This window comes from Candidatus Thioglobus autotrophicus (assembly GCF_001293165.1).
Taxonomy (GTDB): domain Bacteria; phylum Pseudomonadota; class Gammaproteobacteria; order PS1; family Pseudothioglobaceae; genus Thioglobus_A; species Thioglobus_A autotrophicus.
Genome location: NZ_CP010552.1, coordinates 1,011,472 through 1,028,398, shown reverse-complemented (window position 1 = coordinate 1,028,398; position 16,927 = coordinate 1,011,472). Strand labels below are relative to the sequence as shown.

Below are 16,927 nucleotides of genomic sequence, written 5' to 3'. Positions count from 1 at the left end.
ATTAAATGGCTATTTTACCAACCTTTAACACTCTAAAAATCTAACTATTTAAATCTTGAACTGTATTTTTGCTGAATGTCTTCTGGCCAAAGGCTGTAAATATAATCCAAAACTGCTTGTTTTTCAGCCTCGTTTAACTGATCTTTAAAGCCAGGCATCCAGCCACCTAGTTTAATACCGCCATTGTTAATCGTATTCAATAGTGCTTTTGGAGAATGGTGCCAAGCGTGCGCCGCCCCATTGACCGGTGGCGCGGGAAATTTGCCATCAGCCTGTCTTTTTTTCCAATCTTTAACAAGCCCTTGCCCCTGTTTGCCATGACAAGTGGCACAGTTTTTTTCAAATGTAGCTTTCCCTAATTGAGCACTGCTTGTATTTTGAGCTGGCGCATCGTCATTGTCAAAGCATCCTGTTAGCAATAATGCACTAGCGAATAGTATTAAAAATTTCATAGAAATAATGCCTGTAAATCGTTTAAAAAATTAAAGCCTTTTTGAGTGGGTATAAGTTTTGATCCACGCTGTTTTAATAGCTCTAAGTCCTTGGCTTTATTCAGTTTATCATGAATCGAGCTTAAAGACTTTCCAGTTCTATTAGAAAATAAAGACTTGTCAAACCCCTGTTTTAATCTGAGCGCATTGAGCATAAATTCAAAGGCTGGGTTTTCAATTAATTCGGTGGTTTTTTTGCGATTTTGAATGTACTCTTTGGGCGCTTTTGATTTAAGTGTTCTAATCATTGAGCTATCTTTGGCGAGTGTAATTTTGCCATGCGCACCAGCACCAATGCCGAGGTAATCACCAAATTCCCAATAATTGATATTATGCTTTGAGGCTTTTTTGCCAAAGGCTGATACTTCATATCTAGTGTATCCATGCTGCTCTAGGAGTTTTACGCCCTGCTCACCCATAGTGTAAATATCATCCTCTTGTGGTAGTGTGGGTGGGAATTTTGCAAACAAAGTATTAGGCTCAATCGTGAGTTGATAAAAAGAAATATGCGTAGGATTAAGCTTAATTGCCTGGTTTAAATCAGCCAGACATTCATTAGTAGATTGCCCTTGCAATCCATACATTAAATCAATATTGAAATTATCAAAAATCTTTGCTGCTTGGGTGCAGGCCTTGCCTGCTTCTTGTGCATTATGAATGCGGCCTAGGGATTTTAGATATTTATCATTAAAAGACTGGACACCAACGGATAAGCGATTAATGCCTATTTCTTTAAAGGCTTTAAATTTTTCAATCTCAAACGTGCCTGGGTTTGTCTCAAGTGTGATTTCAATATTATCGTCAAAAATCAAACGAGATTTCAAGCCGTTAAACAACTGTGATAAGTCCTGTTCGGTCATTAAACTTGGCGTGCCGCCGCCAATAAATATCGAATGAATAGACCGGCCTTGTACGTATGATAAATCATTATCAAGATCTGCTAATAATGCCGAAATATACCCATCTCTATCCTCGCCTTCATGGGAGTTGAAATCGCAATAGGGACACTTTTTAACACACCATGGATAGTGAATATAAAGCGATAGTGGTGGCAATTCTAGCATTTAGATTTATTTTTTTAACTCTGCTAGTAACGCCTGCAACGCCTTACCTCGATGCGAAATGGTATTTTTTTGCTCCGCAGAAAGCTCTGCTGAAGATTTTTTATGCGTTGGCACATAAAAAATTGGATCATAACCAAAGCCATTATTACCTGATTTTTCTCGCAAAATTTCACCCTCCCAACCTCTCTGAATAATAATTGGGGTTGGGTCATTTGCATGCTCAACAAATACAATCGCACACCAAAAACGCGCGCTACGCTGAGCATCAGGCACTTGTGCCATTTCATCAAGAAGCTTTTGTGTATTCGCTTCATCGTCACCATGATTACCCGCGAAACGCGCCGAATAAATACCAGGCGCACCCTCTAAAGCATCCACCACAATGCCCGAATCATCAGCGAGTGCAGGCAAGCCTGATTGCGCGCTGGCATTGCGAGCTTTAATTAGGGCGTTTTCAACAAAGGTTAGGCTGGTTTCTGGTACTTCTTCAACCTGCATTTCATGCATAGAAACTACCTCATACATACCGGCAAGCATGGTGTTGAATTCACGTATTTTTCCGCTGTTATTGCTGGCGAGAATGATTTTTTTCATCGTGTATAATTAATTAGATATTTAGAATTTATGGAGCACATTATGACTCAAGACGAAATGAAATTCGACGTGGCGCAAGCAGCGCTTAAATACGTTGTAAAAAATACTATTATAGGCGTGGGCACCGGCTCTACTGCTAATTTTTTCATTGATGCCTTAGCAACAATGAAAGACGATATCATTGGTGCTGTTGCTAGCTCGGTGGCTACAGCGGAGCGCCTAGAAAGTCATGGCATTAAAGTATTTGATTTAAACGAAGTTGAATCAATTTCTGTTTATATTGATGGTGCAGATGAATCTGATGATGGTCTAAATCTTATTAAAGGTGGCGGTGGCGCACTAACTCGTGAAAAAATTGTAGCGGCTGTAGCCGATAGCTTTGTGTGTATTGCAGATGAGTCAAAATTAGTGGGCGTTATGGGTGAGTTCCCACTGCCTGTTGAAGTGATTCCAATGGCGGCCAACTATGTTAAACGCATCATTGAAAAAGATATTGGCGGGCAAGCTATTCTAAGAGACTTTACCACGGATAATGGCAATCACATTTTAGACATTCAAGGTTTAAAAATTACGGATGCCAAAGCCTTAGAAACAAAACTAGACGGTATTGTTGGCGTGGTCACAAATGGCTTATTTGCTAATCGTGGTGCTAATGTTTTATTATTAGGTACGCCAAATGGCGTTAAAGTTGTTAGTGCTTAAAAACCTTTAAGGCAGCTCTTTATAAAGATCGATGCGTTTTTCCAAGCGTTCGATTTCAACACTAATAATATCAAACAAGTCTTGAGAGCGAGTCGTTGTTTTAGCCCGCTCATAACGATCTATCGCTTGCTCTAATTTGCCCTGAATAGCTAGCGCTTTGGCATTGTGAATATGGGCTCGATCTAAACTCCCTACACCCACATATAAAGAAGACAGTAACTTGTGCGACTGATAGGTGCCTGAATTTTGCTTTAAATAGCGCCTTAAAAGTAAAATACCTTGCTGGGTTTGCTGATTATCTAAATAAGCCTTAGCTGCATAATACACGCCCGACTCACGGTCTAAAACCTTTGAAAAATATTGTTGTGACACTTCTAACTGCCCCAATTTAGCATAAATTCTGCCAGCTAAAATATGGCTTGGTGCGTCTTTATTTTGCTCTAAAAGTTGAACAACATAGCGCTCAGCAGACGCGTATTTTTGCTCGTCTAACGCTTGATAGGCCTGCATATATAGCGTTAAGCTTGGATCTTTTTCAAGATTAATACGCTTGTGTTGGTGGTAATACAGCTTGGCTTTAATACTTTTATACTCAAACGAATCTTTTCGATAGTCACCCGTTAGTCGGCTAGAGCGCTGCATAGCATCAGAGACTCGATTAATACTCAGTGGGTGCGAGCGCAAAAATTCTTGTGCATTGACATCGTCTTTGAGTTTTTCAAAAAAATGCGCCATACCACTTGGATCAAAGCCAGATTTGCTTAGCATGCTCGTGCCAATTCTATCAGCCTCCCACTCATGCTCTCGAGTAAAGTTGATATTTTGTTGCGCTGCTCCTGCCACCGTTGAAGCGGCAATTGCCTGAGAAGCATTAGAATTATCAACCAAGGCAGCAGCCAGCATACCTGCCACCATAAGATAGGTTTGTTTGTCGGTTTTTTCACTAAAACGCTTTAGGTGGTTTTGGGTAATATGTGACAACTCATGAGCTAAAACACCCGCCAACTCCGACTCTGTCTCCGAACTTAGCAGCAGGCCAGTATGCACACCAATATACCCATAAGGGCCGGCAAATGCATTGATACTGCCATCATTAAGCATTAAAAAATCAACATGCTTACTCGGGTCTTCACTATAAATACTCATCTCTCTGCCAATTTTTTTTAAGTAGGCTTGAGTTTCAACATCCGCAACAACCCTGTCAGTATTCCAAATAATTTGCAAAAATTCATTACCCTGTTTCTGCTCTTGGAGTGATTCGGATAGGTTTGCCTTAGGCAAATCTAGCGCATAAGCACTCGCCGTTAAATACAAAAAACCAACAATAATCTTTATCATGACTCCATTATATTTGACTCTTACACGCCGTGCGACTAAAATAGACGGACTTGTTTAAAAAAAACAAGATTAATTTCACTATTTAAAAAACAAAAAAAGGAGTCCACAATGGCTGACGAAACTTTAGATGCATCAGGCTTAAACTGCCCATTACCAATTTTAAAAACTAAGAAAGCATTATCAAAAATGGATACTGGTAAGATCTTAGACGTAATTTCTACCGATGCTGGTTCAGTAAAAGACATTGAAGCTTTTTGTAATCAGACGGGCAATAAATTAGTTTCTACAACTGAAGATGGCGGCAAGTACATCTTCACCATTGAAAAAGTATAATTCATAATCGCTTCAGAGGAGAATAACTATGTCAGATAAAGATAACAATAAGATGACTATTATCGCCACTAAAGGTACTTTTGACTGGGCATTTCCCCCATTCATTATTGCCTCTACGGGTGTTGCCATGGATAAGGAAGTAACTATTTTCTTTACTTTTTACGGTTTAAATCTTTTACTAAAAGACACTTCTAAGCTAAAGGTTTCTCCGGTTGCCAACCCTGGTATGCCAATGAAAATGCCTTTTGGTCCTAAGTGGTTACAAAAAATTGATTTTGGCCCTAAAATCCCAAATATTTTATGGAACATTCCTGGCACAGAAGCTTTGGTTACTTGGTTAATGAAAAAAACCATGGCTAAGCACGGCGTTGCCAAGATTGAAGAGCTGCGCTCTATGTGTCAAGAATTTGACGTTAAGTTTATCGCTTGTGAAATGACAGTAGAGCTATTCGGCTTTGATAAAGAAGACTTTATCGATGGTGTTGAGTTTGCTGGCGCTGCCATGTACTTTGATGAAGCTTCAAGTGGTGACCACCACCTTTATATGTAGTTTTCTTAAAACTACCTGTAATAAAAAACCGCCTTCGGGCGGTTTTTTATTGTCTAAATACTAATGACTGACTAGTGCCAATCTAGACTCGGCCAGTCTCGCTGTTTGGCTATTTTCTGCAAAGTATCATCGCCATGCACAATCACAGGGTGGTCGACCAACTCAAGCATAGGCAGATCGTTATGAGAGTCAGAATAAAAATAAGCGCCTTTTATGCTTTCACCTGTTTGCTCAAGCCATTGTTTTAAATGAATAATTTTCCCTTGTTGAAAACAAGGCTCGCCCAGCACCTTGCCGGTGAACTGATTATCTTTAACTTCAGGATTGGTGGCCAAAAGATTTTCAATGCCGTAGCGCTCAACAATCGGTGCAGTTACAAAGCTATTAGTAGCAGTAATAACTAGGAGTGTGTCGCCTTTGGCCCTATGCTCATCAACTACTGCTTGCGCTTTAGGGAGTAAAATATCGTTAATTTTGTCCTGCATAAAGCGCTGATGCCAGGCATTAAGGGTGGGCATATCGTGCTGTGATAATGGCTCTAAACAAAACTCCAGATATTCATTAATATCTAGTTTTCCAAGCGCGTATTGATCAAAAAAATATTGATTTTTTGCTTGATAAGTATCTGCATCCACCGCCCCTATCTCGCTCATAAACTCACCCCAGAGAAAATCACTGTCTCCGTTAATTAAAGTTTTATCTAGATCAAAAATAGCTAACGCCATAATTACTCCTTAATTTGTTTGATAATATTGTCGATATCATCAACAATACAAAATAATTCCAAATCAGACTTGCTGATATATTGAGACTGTTCAAGTGTTTCTAACCAGTTAATTAACGGTCGCCAAAATGCCTCACTCAATAAGAATATTTTAATTTTTCTGCCTTTTCTAGTTTGCAACAAGGTGAGTACTTCCATTAGCTCGTCAACCGTACCAAGACCACCAGGGAAAAACACACAAGCATTGGCATATTTAATTAAAGCAACTTTACGAGTAAAAAAATGTTCAAACATTAAGCACTGGTTTAAATAGGAATTGGGGCTTTGCTCTTTCGGCAACTTGATATTTAAACCGATACTGCTAGATGCACCTTCAAAAGCACCCTTATTAGCCGCCTTCATAATGCCAGGACCTGCACCCGTTAAAACATTAAAACCTTGATCGGATAACTGCCTACCTAATTGGTAAGCGGTTTTTGCTAGATCACTGTCGTCAGAAATTCGAGCCGAGCCAAAAATACTAATATTACAGGTAAACTGGCCCAGTACTGTTGCAGCATGCTTTAGCTCTGACTCAACAGCCTCAATATTCATAAAATTTTAGAGCTGAGCGAATGCACGTCCAGCGGCGTCAATGGTATCTTCAATATCTTTGTCAGTATGACTACTAGAAACAAACCCCGCTTCATAAGCCGAAGGCGCCATATAAACACCCTCCTCTAGCATCAAATGATAAAATTTCTTAAATTTATCTACATCACACTCTGAAGTTTCATGAAAGTTAGTGACCGTTGTTGAATCTGTAAAAAACAAGCCGAACATTCCGCCAACAACATTTGCCGTCATGCCAATGTTATTTTCTTTAGCTTTAGCCAATATGCCATCAGTTAGTTTTTGCACTTTAGCACCCAATGTTTGATAAAAATCTTTATCAGCTGATAAAGCATTGAGCATAGCGAGGCCCGCCGACATTGACATAGGGTTGCCCGACAATGTACCTGCTTGATATACAGGCCCGAGTGGCGCAATGGATGACATAATTTCATACTTACCGCCAAAAGCGCCGACTGGTAATCCGCCACCAATAACTTTTCCTAAAGTGGTTAGATCGGGTGTTACCCCATAAAATGCCTGCGCACCCCCTAATGCCACACGAAACCCTGTCATTACCTCGTCAAAAATAAGAATAATACCGTGCTCATCGCATACCTCACGTAAGCCCTGTAAAAACCCTTCCACAGGGGGGATGCAGTTCATATTACCAGCAACTGGCTCAACAATAATACAAGCCACTTCATCGCCCACCTCACTCAAAGTTTCGCGTACTTGCTCAATATTATTGTATTCAAGGGTGAGCGTATGCTTGGCAAAATCAGCCGGTACACCAGGTGATGTTGGCACGCCCAAGGTAAGTGCGCCTGATCCTGCCTTAACTAATAGCGAATCAGAATGTCCGTGGTAACACCCCTCAAATTTAACAATTTTATCTCTGCCCGTGTGTCCGCGTGCTAAGCGAATAGCGCTCATGGTCGCCTCGGTGCCAGAACTAACCATACGTACCATCTCAATTGAAGGTACAAGCTCACAAACTTTTTCAGCCAGAGTGGTTTCAATTTGCGTGGGTGCACCAAAACCCAACCCATTTTCCAAGGTCTTTTTAACTGCAGAAATAACCGCTTGATTAGCATGACCAAGAATCATTGGACCCCAAGAAGCCACATAGTCGATATATTTTTTGTCATCTGCATCGAATAAATAAGCCCCCTCACCACGAGTGAAAAATATAGGATTGCCACCCACACCATTAAAGGCACGAACGGGTGAATTAACCCCGCCTGGAATAACTTGCTTTGCTTGTTCGAATAAAATATCTGATTGACTCATATTTGCTCCTAATAATTTGCGCTTATTTGCGGATACTGCTTTAAATGGGTAATGTGTGACCACACAATTAAGATATTATCCAATAATAATTTAAGGTTGACACTAGTTTCTGACAAACGAATGGCGTGAGAAACATCATTCAATAACTGAAATAAAAAATCTGCTTTGACCCGCTCTACCAGCTGATTAAGCTCTATCAAACCGCCTTCTTGCTGTGTGGTTTTAAGCTTAATGGCTTCAATAATTAAATTTTGTAAACAGCGTAACACCTCTAATTCCCTACCTTCAAAACACTGTGTTTGATTAATATTTAGCGGATGTGTAGCAATATTAAGCAATTGGTTTTGATATTCTTGATACGCAATAAAACCGCCATCTGTAAGCTCACTAAGCACCTTAAATGGTACTCCATGGGTATTTTCAAGCAGTTGCTTGACATCAAAATCTGCATTTTGAGTGTCGCTAAGTTGTGCACGAAGCCATGTTTGAGTTGTCTCACTATAACTCGGTGCAATATGGATATTTTGACAGCGAGAAATAACCGTAGCTGGCAGGTTTTGAATATTGTGCGTTAAAATAATAATAAGGGTGTTTTCTCGTGGCTCTTCTAAGGTTTTTAGCAAACTATTTGCTGCATTGACATTCATCTGATCGCCATAAAAAATAACACCAATTTGCAATTGATCTGCGGTTTTATTGAGCGCTTCACAAAAAGCACGAACCTGATCTATGAGAATATCCTTGGAGCGATTTTTGGTTTTTTCATTAATTTCACCCGCTCGACAATAAATCATATTGGTGTAGTTCGAGCGCCTAATTAACACCGGATGGTCAAGCTCTTCGCGAATATTATCGCGCCTGATGATTTCATCATTATCAAGCAAAATACCTACCAACTGCTGCATTAATTCAAATTTCCCGATTTTTTCACTACCGGTAATTAACAAAGCATGTGGCAGATGATTTTGATCAATCATCTTTTGTAATTTTGACAAAGCTTGATCGTGCCAAGGAAGATTCATAAGCTGTCTAAAATTTGTTGTATTTGTTGCGAGGTATGTTCACGCTCTTTTGAAGAGTCAATCAGTTTGATTCGATTAGGATATTTTTTAGATCTATCAATATAAGCCTGTCTTACGCGTTGGAAAAAATCCATTTTTTCAAGCTCAATGCGGTCTTTTTCACCTCTAGATTCAACACGAGACATACCTTGCTCTACCGGTATATCTAACAATAAAGTCATATCGGGTGCAAAATCTCCCAACACCCAATGTTCTAATTGCTCTATACGCTCAATATCAAGCCCACGACCACCACCTTGATAAGCATATGAAGCGTCAGTAAAACGATCACTCAATACCCAGTTCCCACGCTCAAGTGCCGGCATAATTTTGTGATGAATGTGCTCATTTCTAGCAGCAAACATCAAAAGTAGTTCGCTATCATTGTGCATTGATTGGGTTTGAGTGCTAAGTAAGAGCTCGCGAATTTTTTCGCCTAAGTCAGTACCGCCTGGCTCTCTCGTTAAAATAACGTTAATACCTTTGGTCTGCAAATAGTCACAAATAAATTTTATTTGGGTGCTTTTTCCTGCACCTTCAACGCCATCAATAGTGATAAATTTTCCTGTTTTCATAGGTTTTATTTTAGATACTTCTTGATATTAAGAAGATGTTGTTTGTAAGTTTTTGCAAAGGCGTGAGTACCGTCTTTTTTGGCCACAAAATACACATCATCAGTTTGTAAAGGATGCATGGCTGCATTTAAAGATTCTTGGCCAACTGAGCCAATTGGACCCGGTGGCAAGCCTTTGTGTCGATAAGTATTGTACGGGCTTTTAAACCATAAATCTTGCTTACTCAGCTTCCCTTGATAAGCATCACCCAAAGCATATACAACCGTTGGGTCGGTTTGCAGGCGCATATTTTTTTTCAAACGATTGATAAACACGCCAGAAATTTGAGATTTTTCAGCATTGTTTGCCGTTTCTCTTTCAATCAACGAGGCTAATACCAATGCTTGATTGGCATTTTCCAAAGGCAGGTCTTTTGCTCTATTTTTCCAAGCTTCGGATAGCTTTTCTTGTAATAATACATGTGACCTGTTAAATACACTCAGTACGCTATCTGCATAATTAACCCGATAAGTATCTGGCCAAAATTTACCGTCATACGGTGCTTTAGCACCAGATTGTTGCAAAACTTGTGCAAAAGAACGTGATGAGGCTAGACTAGGAGATTGACTGAGCAACTGATAATATTCTTGCACAGTTTGGCCTTCAACTAAAGTTACTGTTCGAGTGGCAACACGAGCGTTGGAAAAATCATCAAGTAGACTTAAAACACTGGTGTTTGTACCCACATCATAATAGCCCGATTTTAGCGAATTGCCTACGCCAAGCGCTTTTGCAGCCCACACCACAAACTGAGCCGAATTGACCAAACCGTGGCGCTTGAGACTGTCAGCTGTTGAATAAATAGTTGCCCCTTGTGGCACTTGATAAACCGTCGACTCAACTGTGTTGATTTTATTTGCCCACAGCGACCAAGCCACAAACAGACCCAAAGCTAGCACCAACCAACCTTTTAAAGAGCTTTTTTTTGGCTTTAATAAAGTGAAATTTTCACGCTTCAGTAAATATTCATTTAAAGTATTTTGCAATTGAGTGGTCAATTGATGCTGTGAATATTTTTGCTCATTAATCTGTCTAACCGGTTTAATTCCCATGACACTATTACTGATAAATATCTCATCACAGGCTAGCAACTCTGCCACACTCAAACGACAAATCTCTACCGATATTCCGAGCCCTCTAGCCAACTCAATAATCATTTGCCTTCTTGTGCCTTCAATGCCGCACTCACTCAACCCAGGTGTTAATAGGACACCATTTTTAAAGGCAAAGATATTACCTTGAGTAGCGGAAATGACTTGTGCCTGTGGGTCAAGCATAATGCACTCTTGGGTTTTAAGGTGCGTGCGTGCCAGAATTTGTTCCAAACGATTGCAGTGCTTAATTTCAGATAATAGCTGATTGGTTGCGTAGCCACTATCACACAAACTTAAGCTGTAGTCGTTTGGCAAATCAGGCACTTTGGAGACGATGATGATGCGTGTTGGAGTGATGGATTTATCATATCCATAACCCCTAGAGGTTTCACCACGAGAGAGTATAATTTTAACCACGGCTCGATCTAACTTAGCCATAACGACCGCTCTGGAAATTTCCTTAATCCAGATTGAACGCGACACTGGCGCTATTTTTAAGCGTTTTGCGCCCTTTTCTAATCGCTGAAAGTGCGCCTCAGCCAAAAGTAATTTTTGATCGACTATTAAACAGGTTTCAAACAAACCATCGCCAAACTGAACTAAGCGATTAAACACACTCAATTTGGTTTGTTTTTTTCCATTAATTAAGATGATATGACTCATGAGCAAGTATTATAATTCAGTGCACCTATAAAAGAACACTTATGAAGAAAACACTTTATCAATTTGCTAAAAATCTAGTCGACAGTTCCAAAGATTTAGCGCCAATTGTGTTAGTTATCGCTTTTTTTCAGATTGTGGTATTGCAACAATCCATCCCCAATATGGACAATATTGTCATAGGTACGGGTTTTGTACTGATTGGCCTTACTCTGTTTATGCATGGATTAAAGCTGGGCTTGTTTCCCATTGGCGAAGTCTTAGCCTTCTCTTTTGTAAAAAAAGGCTCTATTGCCTGGCTACTTGTCTTTTCTTTTGCACTAGGATTTGGCGCTACAATTGCCGAGCCTGATCTCATTGTGATGGCCAATGAAGCGGCGAAAGTAGCCCAATTTGGCGGTATTATTACTTCAGATGCTGAGCTGAATCAGTATGCTCAAACCCTGCGTTACACTGTAGCCATTGCAGTTGGGATTTCAGTGGTGATTGGTGTGATTAAAATCCTTAAAGGCTGGGCCATTCAATATTTGATTATCGGCGGCTATCTGTTAGTTATGGTGGGTACACTGTTGGCACCTGACTTTATTATTGGCATTGCTTATGATGCAGGTGGTGTGACCACGGGGCCAATTACCGTCCCTTTGTTAACCGCATTGGGCGTTGGACTTAGTAGCAGTATTCGTGCTAGAAACCCTCTTATTGACGGCTTTGGTATGATTGCCATCGCCTCATTACTGCCCATTGTCGCAATTATGATATTTGGTATTTTTCAATGATGTCATTCACACACCATTTTGTTGAAACGTTTTGGGCGGTTGTACCCATTATCGCTATTTTGTTTATTTTCCAAGTAGGCATACTTAAGCAAAAAATCCCACATTTAAAACGCATTATTGTTGGGTTTATCTTAGTTTGGCTAGGCCTTACTTTTTTAATCATTGGCCTTGAAAAAGCCCTATTCCCACTCGGGAAAATCATGGCAAAACAGCTTACATCAAGCGATTTAGTCAGCAACCCGCTAGATTGGTACGGCTATTATTGGGTTTATATTTTTGCAGGGTGTATTGGCTTTGCCACCACCATTGCTGAGCCTTCACTATTAGCGGTAGCAATTAAAGCTAACCAGGTATCGGGTGGTTTTATCAAAGTTAAGGCGTTACGAATTACAGTGGCGATTGGCGTGGCGATTGGTATTGCACTGGGAAGCTTTAGAATTGTGACCGGATTACCCCTGCATTATTTTATTATTAGTGGCTATATATTAGTCCTGATTCAAACTTATTTTTCGCCCAAAAGTATTGTTGCACTCGCTTATGATGCAGGTGGGGTAACCACCTCCATTGTAACCGTACCCATTATTGCCGCTTTAGGACTCGGCCTTTCCAGTGCTATTGATGGGCGAAATCCACTCACAGACGGCTTTGGCTTGATTGCCTTCGCTTCACTCTTTCCCATTATGAGTGTACTGGCTTATGTACAAATTATTCATCTTTCCAACCATGACAAACCCAATCAATAACAGGAGGCATTATGCATTTTAAATTGATTATCGCTTTTGTTGATAGCGACAAAACCGACAAAATTCTTGAGGCTGCTAGAGAAAAAGGCGCCACAGGATCCACCATCATCTCTCAAGCTCGAGGAGAAGGTCTTGAGCACACCAAAACATTTTTAGGATTAAGCTTGGAAACCCCTAGAGATGTATTACTCTTACTTGTAGAACAGCACTTAGCAAGAGAAATCTTAGAAAGTATTGCTCAAGCAGGTAGTTTTGAGGAAAATTCACAAGAGGGTATCGCTTTCCAAATAGATGTAGAAGACGCCATGGGTGTTATGCATCAAATTCAAGCACTAGAACACACCGTAGAGGAGAAAATATAATGAGTACTAATACACAAAGAAAAACACCTACTTTTGTCAAAGATGTCATGTGGCCACAGGTTGATATTGTTGATGGAAAAACTACTGTAGAACAAGCGCTTGCTGACATGAAATACAAAAAAACAAAAGTGCTTTTAGTAGAAAAATCACATGACCATGATGAATATGGCGTTGTTTTAATTGCAGATATTGCTTCAAAAGTTATTGCTAAAGATCGTGCACTTGACCGAGTCAATATCTACGAAATTATGAATAAGCCAGCCATGTCGGTTCATCCTGATATGGATATTCGCTACTGCGCTGAACTACTTACTCATTTTAATTTATCCAGGTGTCCTGTACTAGACAATGGCAAAGTAGTTGGCGTTATCAGCTTAACCAGTATTGTTTTTAACGGGCTAAGAATTGCATAATGATATATTTTCACCATTATGGTTAACGATAGTGCTAAAATCTGTAATTCATATTAAACTTAAAAATACAAAAAGGAGATAAGAATGGGTGGAATTATTAGTTTGGTTAAATGGGTGTTAATTGTTATTGGCGCCATTGCTGTTTATTACGGTGTGTCACTACAAATGAAGTACGATGGCGTAACTGGCAAAGTTATTAGCGAAATGGTTTCACCAAAGCTGCACCCAGATTCTATGTCTAAGGTATATATGCCAATGACTAATACATTATTAGATACAGGCGATATCACCATGGCTTCTATTGTGCGTGTTAAAGTGGCTGACGATGTGTCAAACAGCGATGTTGAAGAGGCAATGGAAAGTATCGCAACGGCTGAAGGAATTCGCTCAGTTGGCATGCTACCATTATCTGAAATGGTTGAATTGCAAACAGGTGAAAAGCAGCGTTTCTTAAAAATCTACCAATATTGCTCTCCACGTACCGCAATGACTATGGTTGATCATTCAGATGCGTTCTCAGCTTACTTGCCTTGTCGTTTAGCACTTATTGAAGATAAAGAAGGCCAGAGATGGTTGTACACATTAGACATGAACGCTATGATTTACGGTGGTGCACCATTACCAGACTACTTACTTGAAAAAGCATTAGAGGTTAAGCGTGTCATTACAGCGATTCAAGATGGTGGCGCAGAAGGAGACTTCTAAGCTGTAGTTGAATCAGTTAAAAACCGCCCAATTGGGCGGTTTTTTTTGCTCTAAAATAAGCTTATGAAACCTATTTATCACCAACTCGACTTCAATATCACTTGTATTGATACTGAGCATATGCGCCAAGATTTTGTGGCGGCCTATTTAATTGAGCACAATGGTCGAGCTGCATTTGTCGATACTGGCTGTCACTTATCAGTACCGGCACTACTCGCAACCCTTAAAGAAAAAAATATCAGCACTGATACAGTTGACTGTATTATCCTCACCCACATTCACCTAGATCATGCGGGTGGTGCAGGTGAGCTAATTAGACACCTACCCAATGCCAAGGTATATGTTCATGAGCGCGGTGCACAACATTTAATTGACCCCTCAAAACTGCGTGCCGGTGTCATTGGTGTGTATGGAGAGCTATTTTTCAAACAATTTTTAGGTGATTTGATTCCTATTGCAGCTGATAAAGTCATCATTGCCAAAGATGGTGATAGCCTTGATCTGGGTGGAAGACTATTAAAATTTATTGACACGCCTGGACACGCCAGGCACCATCTGTGTATTTGGGACGAACTATCACAAGGTATTTTTTCGGGTGACACGCTAGGTGTGAGTTATCGTGAATTTGACACTGAACAAGGTGTATTAATTTTCCCGCCTACAACACCCGTACAATTTGACCCTGAAGCCTGGATTAATACCGTTAATCACCTCATGACGTTGCAACCAAAAATGGCTTATTTAACCCATTTCAACCAAATAGAATTTACCAAAAAATCAGCTGATATGCTCATACAGCACATCAATGGCTTTGTTAAAATTGCTAAAAAATCAGCAGATCAGCCTAATCGTCACCAGGTGATTAAAAAGGCTTTGCTTGATTATTTACTAGAAATTGCCAGCAAACACGGCGTCACACTTGATGAATCCCAGCAAATTAAGCTCTTTAAAGGGGATTTAGAAATTTGCGCCCAGGGTCTGGGTGTTTGGCTAGATAAAACAGCCTAAAAGTAAGAGCAACAGTAATCTGTCACCTCTTTAACCTTGAGCTTAAAGTTTGAATTTTTAGGCACCTCAAAAGACGAGCCTTGCGCAAAAGCTTGCCAATCACTCTCACCAGGTAATAATACATCCATCTCGCCTGCTTGAATTTCCATCAGCTCGTTATCATCAGTACCAAACTCATAATCACCCGGCATCATGATTCCTAGGGTCTTTTTTGAGCCATCTGCAAATACCACAACACGTGACGTTACCTTGCCATCAAAATAAATATTGGCCGCTTTAACAACTTCTACATTTTCAAAACTTGACATATCTTTTCCTTATTTGGCTTGATCTAAAATATATTGGGTCAATAAAGGTACGGGTCTGCCTGTCGCGCCCTTCTTAGCACCACTAACCCAAGCTGTGCCCGCAATATCTAAATGAGCCCAACGATAATCTTTGGTGTATCTTGCTAAGAAACAGGCTGCTGTTACTGTACCCGCTTCACGTCCGCCAATATTACCCATATCGGCAAAATTCGATTTAAGCAGTTCATCGTATTCATCATCAAGTGGCAGCTGCCACGCCGTATCCAAAGATTGCTGGCCAGCAGAAATTAAATCATTCGCCAAGTCTTGATCGTTCGCCATAAGGCCACAATGATGCTTGCCCAAGGCGACAATTACTGCACCCGTCAAGGTTGCGGTATCAATCACCACTTCTGGATTAAACTTCTCCACATAAGTAAGCGCATCACACAAAATTAAGCGTCCTTCTGCATCGGTATTTAAAATTTCAATCGTTTGTCCTGACATACTGGTCACTACATCACCAGGTTTTGAAGCATTATGTGCCGGCATGTTTTCAACCGCTGGCACAACAATGGTTAAATTAAGCTTGGGCTTTATTTCTGCAATAGCACGCATGGTGCCTAATACGGAAGCCGCACCACACATGTCATATTTCATCTCATCCATGCCAGCACCCGGTTTTAGTGAAATGCCGCCACTATCAAAAGTCACTCCCTTACCCACTAACACAATCGGCTTTGCATTGCCATCACCTTTATAACTCAGGCTAATCAATTTAGGGGGTTCGATTGAACCTTTAGAAACGGACAATAAAGAGCCCATACCCAATACTGACATCTCAGCCTCATCTAATACTTCGCAATCAAGATTAAATTCTTGTGATAGATCTTGCGCTGTCTGCGCCAAGTAAGTAGGCGTACAGATGTTTGAGGGTAGGTCTCCTAGATGACGCGTGAGCTTCATACCACTCGCAATAGAGCCGCCCTGAAGCATTGCCTGCGCATCCGTTTGTGTAGATTGAATGGCAATATTTTCCAAGCTGGTCACTTGCTCTTGTGCGCCCACCTGTTGAATTTCGTATTCTGCATCTTTTAAAACTCTGGCAGAAACTCTGTGCCTCCAGTTTTCATCAAAACCTTCAATGTTAACCTGCTCAATCATCGTACTTTTAGCCTTGGTTGAACTTAGTATGCTGCTTGCTGCTGTTAATGCTTTGATATAATTCTTGGCATTATTTGGTAATTCTCCTAAGCCTAACACTAGAACTTGCTTAGCTTTAAAACCCTGAACCAAGTTTAATAATAACGTTGATCCTGATTTTGATTCAAAATGATTTAATTCAATAAGTTGCTGAATATTAGCATCACCAAAAGTAGCTTCTGAGTTGGCAAAAACCACCACCATATCACCGTCAAATTTTTGTACAGGTGTATTAATTAATGAAAATTCCACGTCACTTCCTAAATAAAAAATATAATCCCGATATTCTACCTAAAAAGGTAAAATTTATTCATTTTTCCC

General features: G+C 40.2%; 21 protein-coding genes. 9 read left to right on the top strand and 12 right to left on the bottom strand.

The window, feature by feature from the left end; all coding sequences use genetic code 11:
• Positions 1 to 44: 44 nt before the first annotated feature.
• The 3 genes from SP60_RS05590 to rdgB are packed head-to-tail and all read right to left on the bottom strand — an operon-like array spanning position 45 to position 2,149.
• Positions 45 to 452 (bottom strand): c-type cytochrome, encoded by a 408-nt coding sequence (locus tag SP60_RS05590; protein ID WP_053951686.1) that lies wholly within the window; start codon positions 450 to 452, stop codon positions 45 to 47.
• Positions 449 to 1,555 carry a radical SAM family heme chaperone HemW gene (hemW, locus tag SP60_RS05585; RefSeq protein ID WP_053951685.1) on the bottom strand — a complete coding sequence of 369 codons (1,107 nt, stop codon included), beginning with the start codon at positions 1,553 to 1,555 and terminating at the stop codon, positions 449 to 451. Before hemW ends, SP60_RS05590 begins: the two co-directional genes overlap by 4 nt.
• Positions 1,556 to 1,561: 6 nt before the next feature.
• Positions 1,562 to 2,149 carry an RdgB/HAM1 family non-canonical purine NTP pyrophosphatase gene (gene rdgB, locus SP60_RS05580; protein ID WP_053951684.1) on the bottom strand — a complete coding sequence of 196 codons (588 nt, stop codon included), beginning with the start codon at positions 2,147 to 2,149 and terminating at the stop codon, positions 1,562 to 1,564.
• 42 nt (positions 2,150 to 2,191) lie between these two features.
• On the opposite strand from rdgB, the gene rpiA reads away from it, so the two are divergent.
• Positions 2,192 to 2,851 carry a ribose-5-phosphate isomerase RpiA gene (rpiA, locus tag SP60_RS05575; protein WP_053951683.1) on the top strand — a complete coding sequence of 220 codons (660 nt, stop codon included), beginning with the start codon at positions 2,192 to 2,194 and terminating at the stop codon, positions 2,849 to 2,851.
• A gap of 6 nt (positions 2,852 to 2,857) precedes the next feature.
• Here rpiA and SP60_RS05570 read toward each other — a convergent pair whose 3' ends face one another.
• Entirely contained in the window at positions 2,858 to 4,189 is a 1,332-nt protein-coding gene (locus SP60_RS05570) for a M48 family metallopeptidase (protein WP_053951682.1), read from the bottom strand.
• A gap of 108 nt (positions 4,190 to 4,297) precedes the next feature.
• Here SP60_RS05570 and SP60_RS05565 point away from each other — a divergent pair, with 108 nt between their 5' ends.
• The gene (locus SP60_RS05565) at positions 4,298 to 4,522 is read left to right on the top strand and encodes a sulfurtransferase TusA family protein (protein WP_053951681.1); all 225 of its coding nucleotides are present in this window, start codon (positions 4,298 to 4,300) and stop codon (positions 4,520 to 4,522) included.
• A 28-nt stretch (positions 4,523 to 4,550) separates the two neighbouring features.
• A complete protein-coding gene (locus SP60_RS05560; protein ID WP_053951680.1) occupies positions 4,551 to 5,072 on the top strand; it encodes a DsrE/DsrF/DrsH-like family protein in 522 nt (173 codons plus the stop codon).
• A gap of 71 nt (positions 5,073 to 5,143) precedes the next feature.
• On the opposite strand, the gene SP60_RS05555 is transcribed toward SP60_RS05560, so the two are convergent.
• The 6 genes from SP60_RS05555 to mltG are packed head-to-tail and all read right to left on the bottom strand — an operon-like array spanning position 5,144 to position 11,112.
• A complete protein-coding gene (locus SP60_RS05555; RefSeq protein ID WP_053951679.1) occupies positions 5,144 to 5,797 on the bottom strand; it encodes a histidinol-phosphatase in 654 nt (217 codons plus the stop codon).
• Positions 5,798 to 5,799: 2 nt separating this feature from the next.
• On the bottom strand, positions 5,800 to 6,390 hold the full coding sequence (locus SP60_RS05550) for an LOG family protein (protein ID WP_053951678.1): 591 nt from the start codon (positions 6,388 to 6,390) through the stop codon (positions 5,800 to 5,802).
• Between the two features lie 6 nt (positions 6,391 to 6,396).
• Positions 6,397 to 7,680, bottom strand: a complete 1,284-nt coding sequence (hemL, locus tag SP60_RS05545) for a glutamate-1-semialdehyde 2,1-aminomutase (protein WP_053951677.1) — start codon at positions 7,678 to 7,680, stop codon at positions 6,397 to 6,399.
• An 8-nt stretch (positions 7,681 to 7,688) separates the two neighbouring features.
• Complete coding sequence (locus SP60_RS05540) at positions 7,689 to 8,702, bottom strand: DNA polymerase III delta subunit-related protein (protein ID WP_053951676.1); 1,014 nt, start codon at positions 8,700 to 8,702, stop codon at positions 7,689 to 7,691.
• A complete protein-coding gene (gene tmk, locus SP60_RS05535) occupies positions 8,699 to 9,316 on the bottom strand; it encodes a dTMP kinase (protein ID WP_053951675.1) in 618 nt (205 codons plus the stop codon). The genes SP60_RS05540 and tmk overlap by 4 nt, the downstream gene beginning before the upstream one ends.
• A gap of 5 nt (positions 9,317 to 9,321) precedes the next feature.
• Entirely contained in the window at positions 9,322 to 11,112 is a 1,791-nt protein-coding gene (gene mltG / locus SP60_RS08400) for an endolytic transglycosylase MltG (protein ID WP_082319649.1), read from the bottom strand.
• A gap of 41 nt (positions 11,113 to 11,153) precedes the next feature.
• Here mltG and SP60_RS05520 point away from each other — a divergent pair, with 41 nt between their 5' ends.
• From SP60_RS05520 to SP60_RS05495, 6 genes are all read left to right on the top strand, one after another.
• Complete coding sequence (locus tag SP60_RS05520; RefSeq protein WP_053951674.1) at positions 11,154 to 11,885, top strand: DUF1538 domain-containing protein; 732 nt, start codon at positions 11,154 to 11,156, stop codon at positions 11,883 to 11,885.
• Entirely contained in the window at positions 11,885 to 12,628 is a 744-nt protein-coding gene (locus SP60_RS05515) for a DUF1538 domain-containing protein (protein ID WP_053952230.1), read from the top strand. Before SP60_RS05520 ends, SP60_RS05515 begins: the two co-directional genes overlap by 1 nt.
• A gap of 11 nt (positions 12,629 to 12,639) precedes the next feature.
• Positions 12,640 to 12,990, top strand: a complete 351-nt coding sequence (locus SP60_RS05510) for a P-II family nitrogen regulator (RefSeq protein WP_053951673.1) — start codon at positions 12,640 to 12,642, stop codon at positions 12,988 to 12,990.
• Positions 12,990 to 13,403 (top strand): CBS domain-containing protein, encoded by a 414-nt coding sequence (locus tag SP60_RS05505; RefSeq protein WP_053951672.1) that lies wholly within the window; start codon positions 12,990 to 12,992, stop codon positions 13,401 to 13,403. Before SP60_RS05510 ends, SP60_RS05505 begins: the two co-directional genes overlap by 1 nt.
• A gap of 84 nt (positions 13,404 to 13,487) precedes the next feature.
• A complete protein-coding gene (locus tag SP60_RS05500; protein WP_053951671.1) occupies positions 13,488 to 14,108 on the top strand; it encodes a DUF302 domain-containing protein in 621 nt (206 codons plus the stop codon).
• Between the two features lie 63 nt (positions 14,109 to 14,171).
• Positions 14,172 to 15,116 carry an MBL fold metallo-hydrolase gene (locus tag SP60_RS05495; protein WP_053951670.1) on the top strand — a complete coding sequence of 315 codons (945 nt, stop codon included), beginning with the start codon at positions 14,172 to 14,174 and terminating at the stop codon, positions 15,114 to 15,116.
• On the opposite strand, the gene ppnP is transcribed toward SP60_RS05495, so the two are convergent.
• Both ppnP and SP60_RS05485 read right to left on the bottom strand, forming a co-directional pair.
• Positions 15,113 to 15,424, bottom strand: coding sequence for a pyrimidine/purine nucleoside phosphorylase (ppnP, locus tag SP60_RS05490; protein ID WP_053951669.1), 312 nt, complete (start codon positions 15,422 to 15,424; stop codon positions 15,113 to 15,115). The two genes, SP60_RS05495 and ppnP, sit on opposite strands and share 4 nt — an antisense overlap.
• Before the next feature lie 9 nt (positions 15,425 to 15,433).
• On the bottom strand, positions 15,434 to 16,858 hold the full coding sequence (locus SP60_RS05485; protein ID WP_053951668.1) for a leucyl aminopeptidase: 1,425 nt from the start codon (positions 16,856 to 16,858) through the stop codon (positions 15,434 to 15,436).
• Between the last annotated feature and the right edge of the window lie 69 nt (positions 16,859 to 16,927).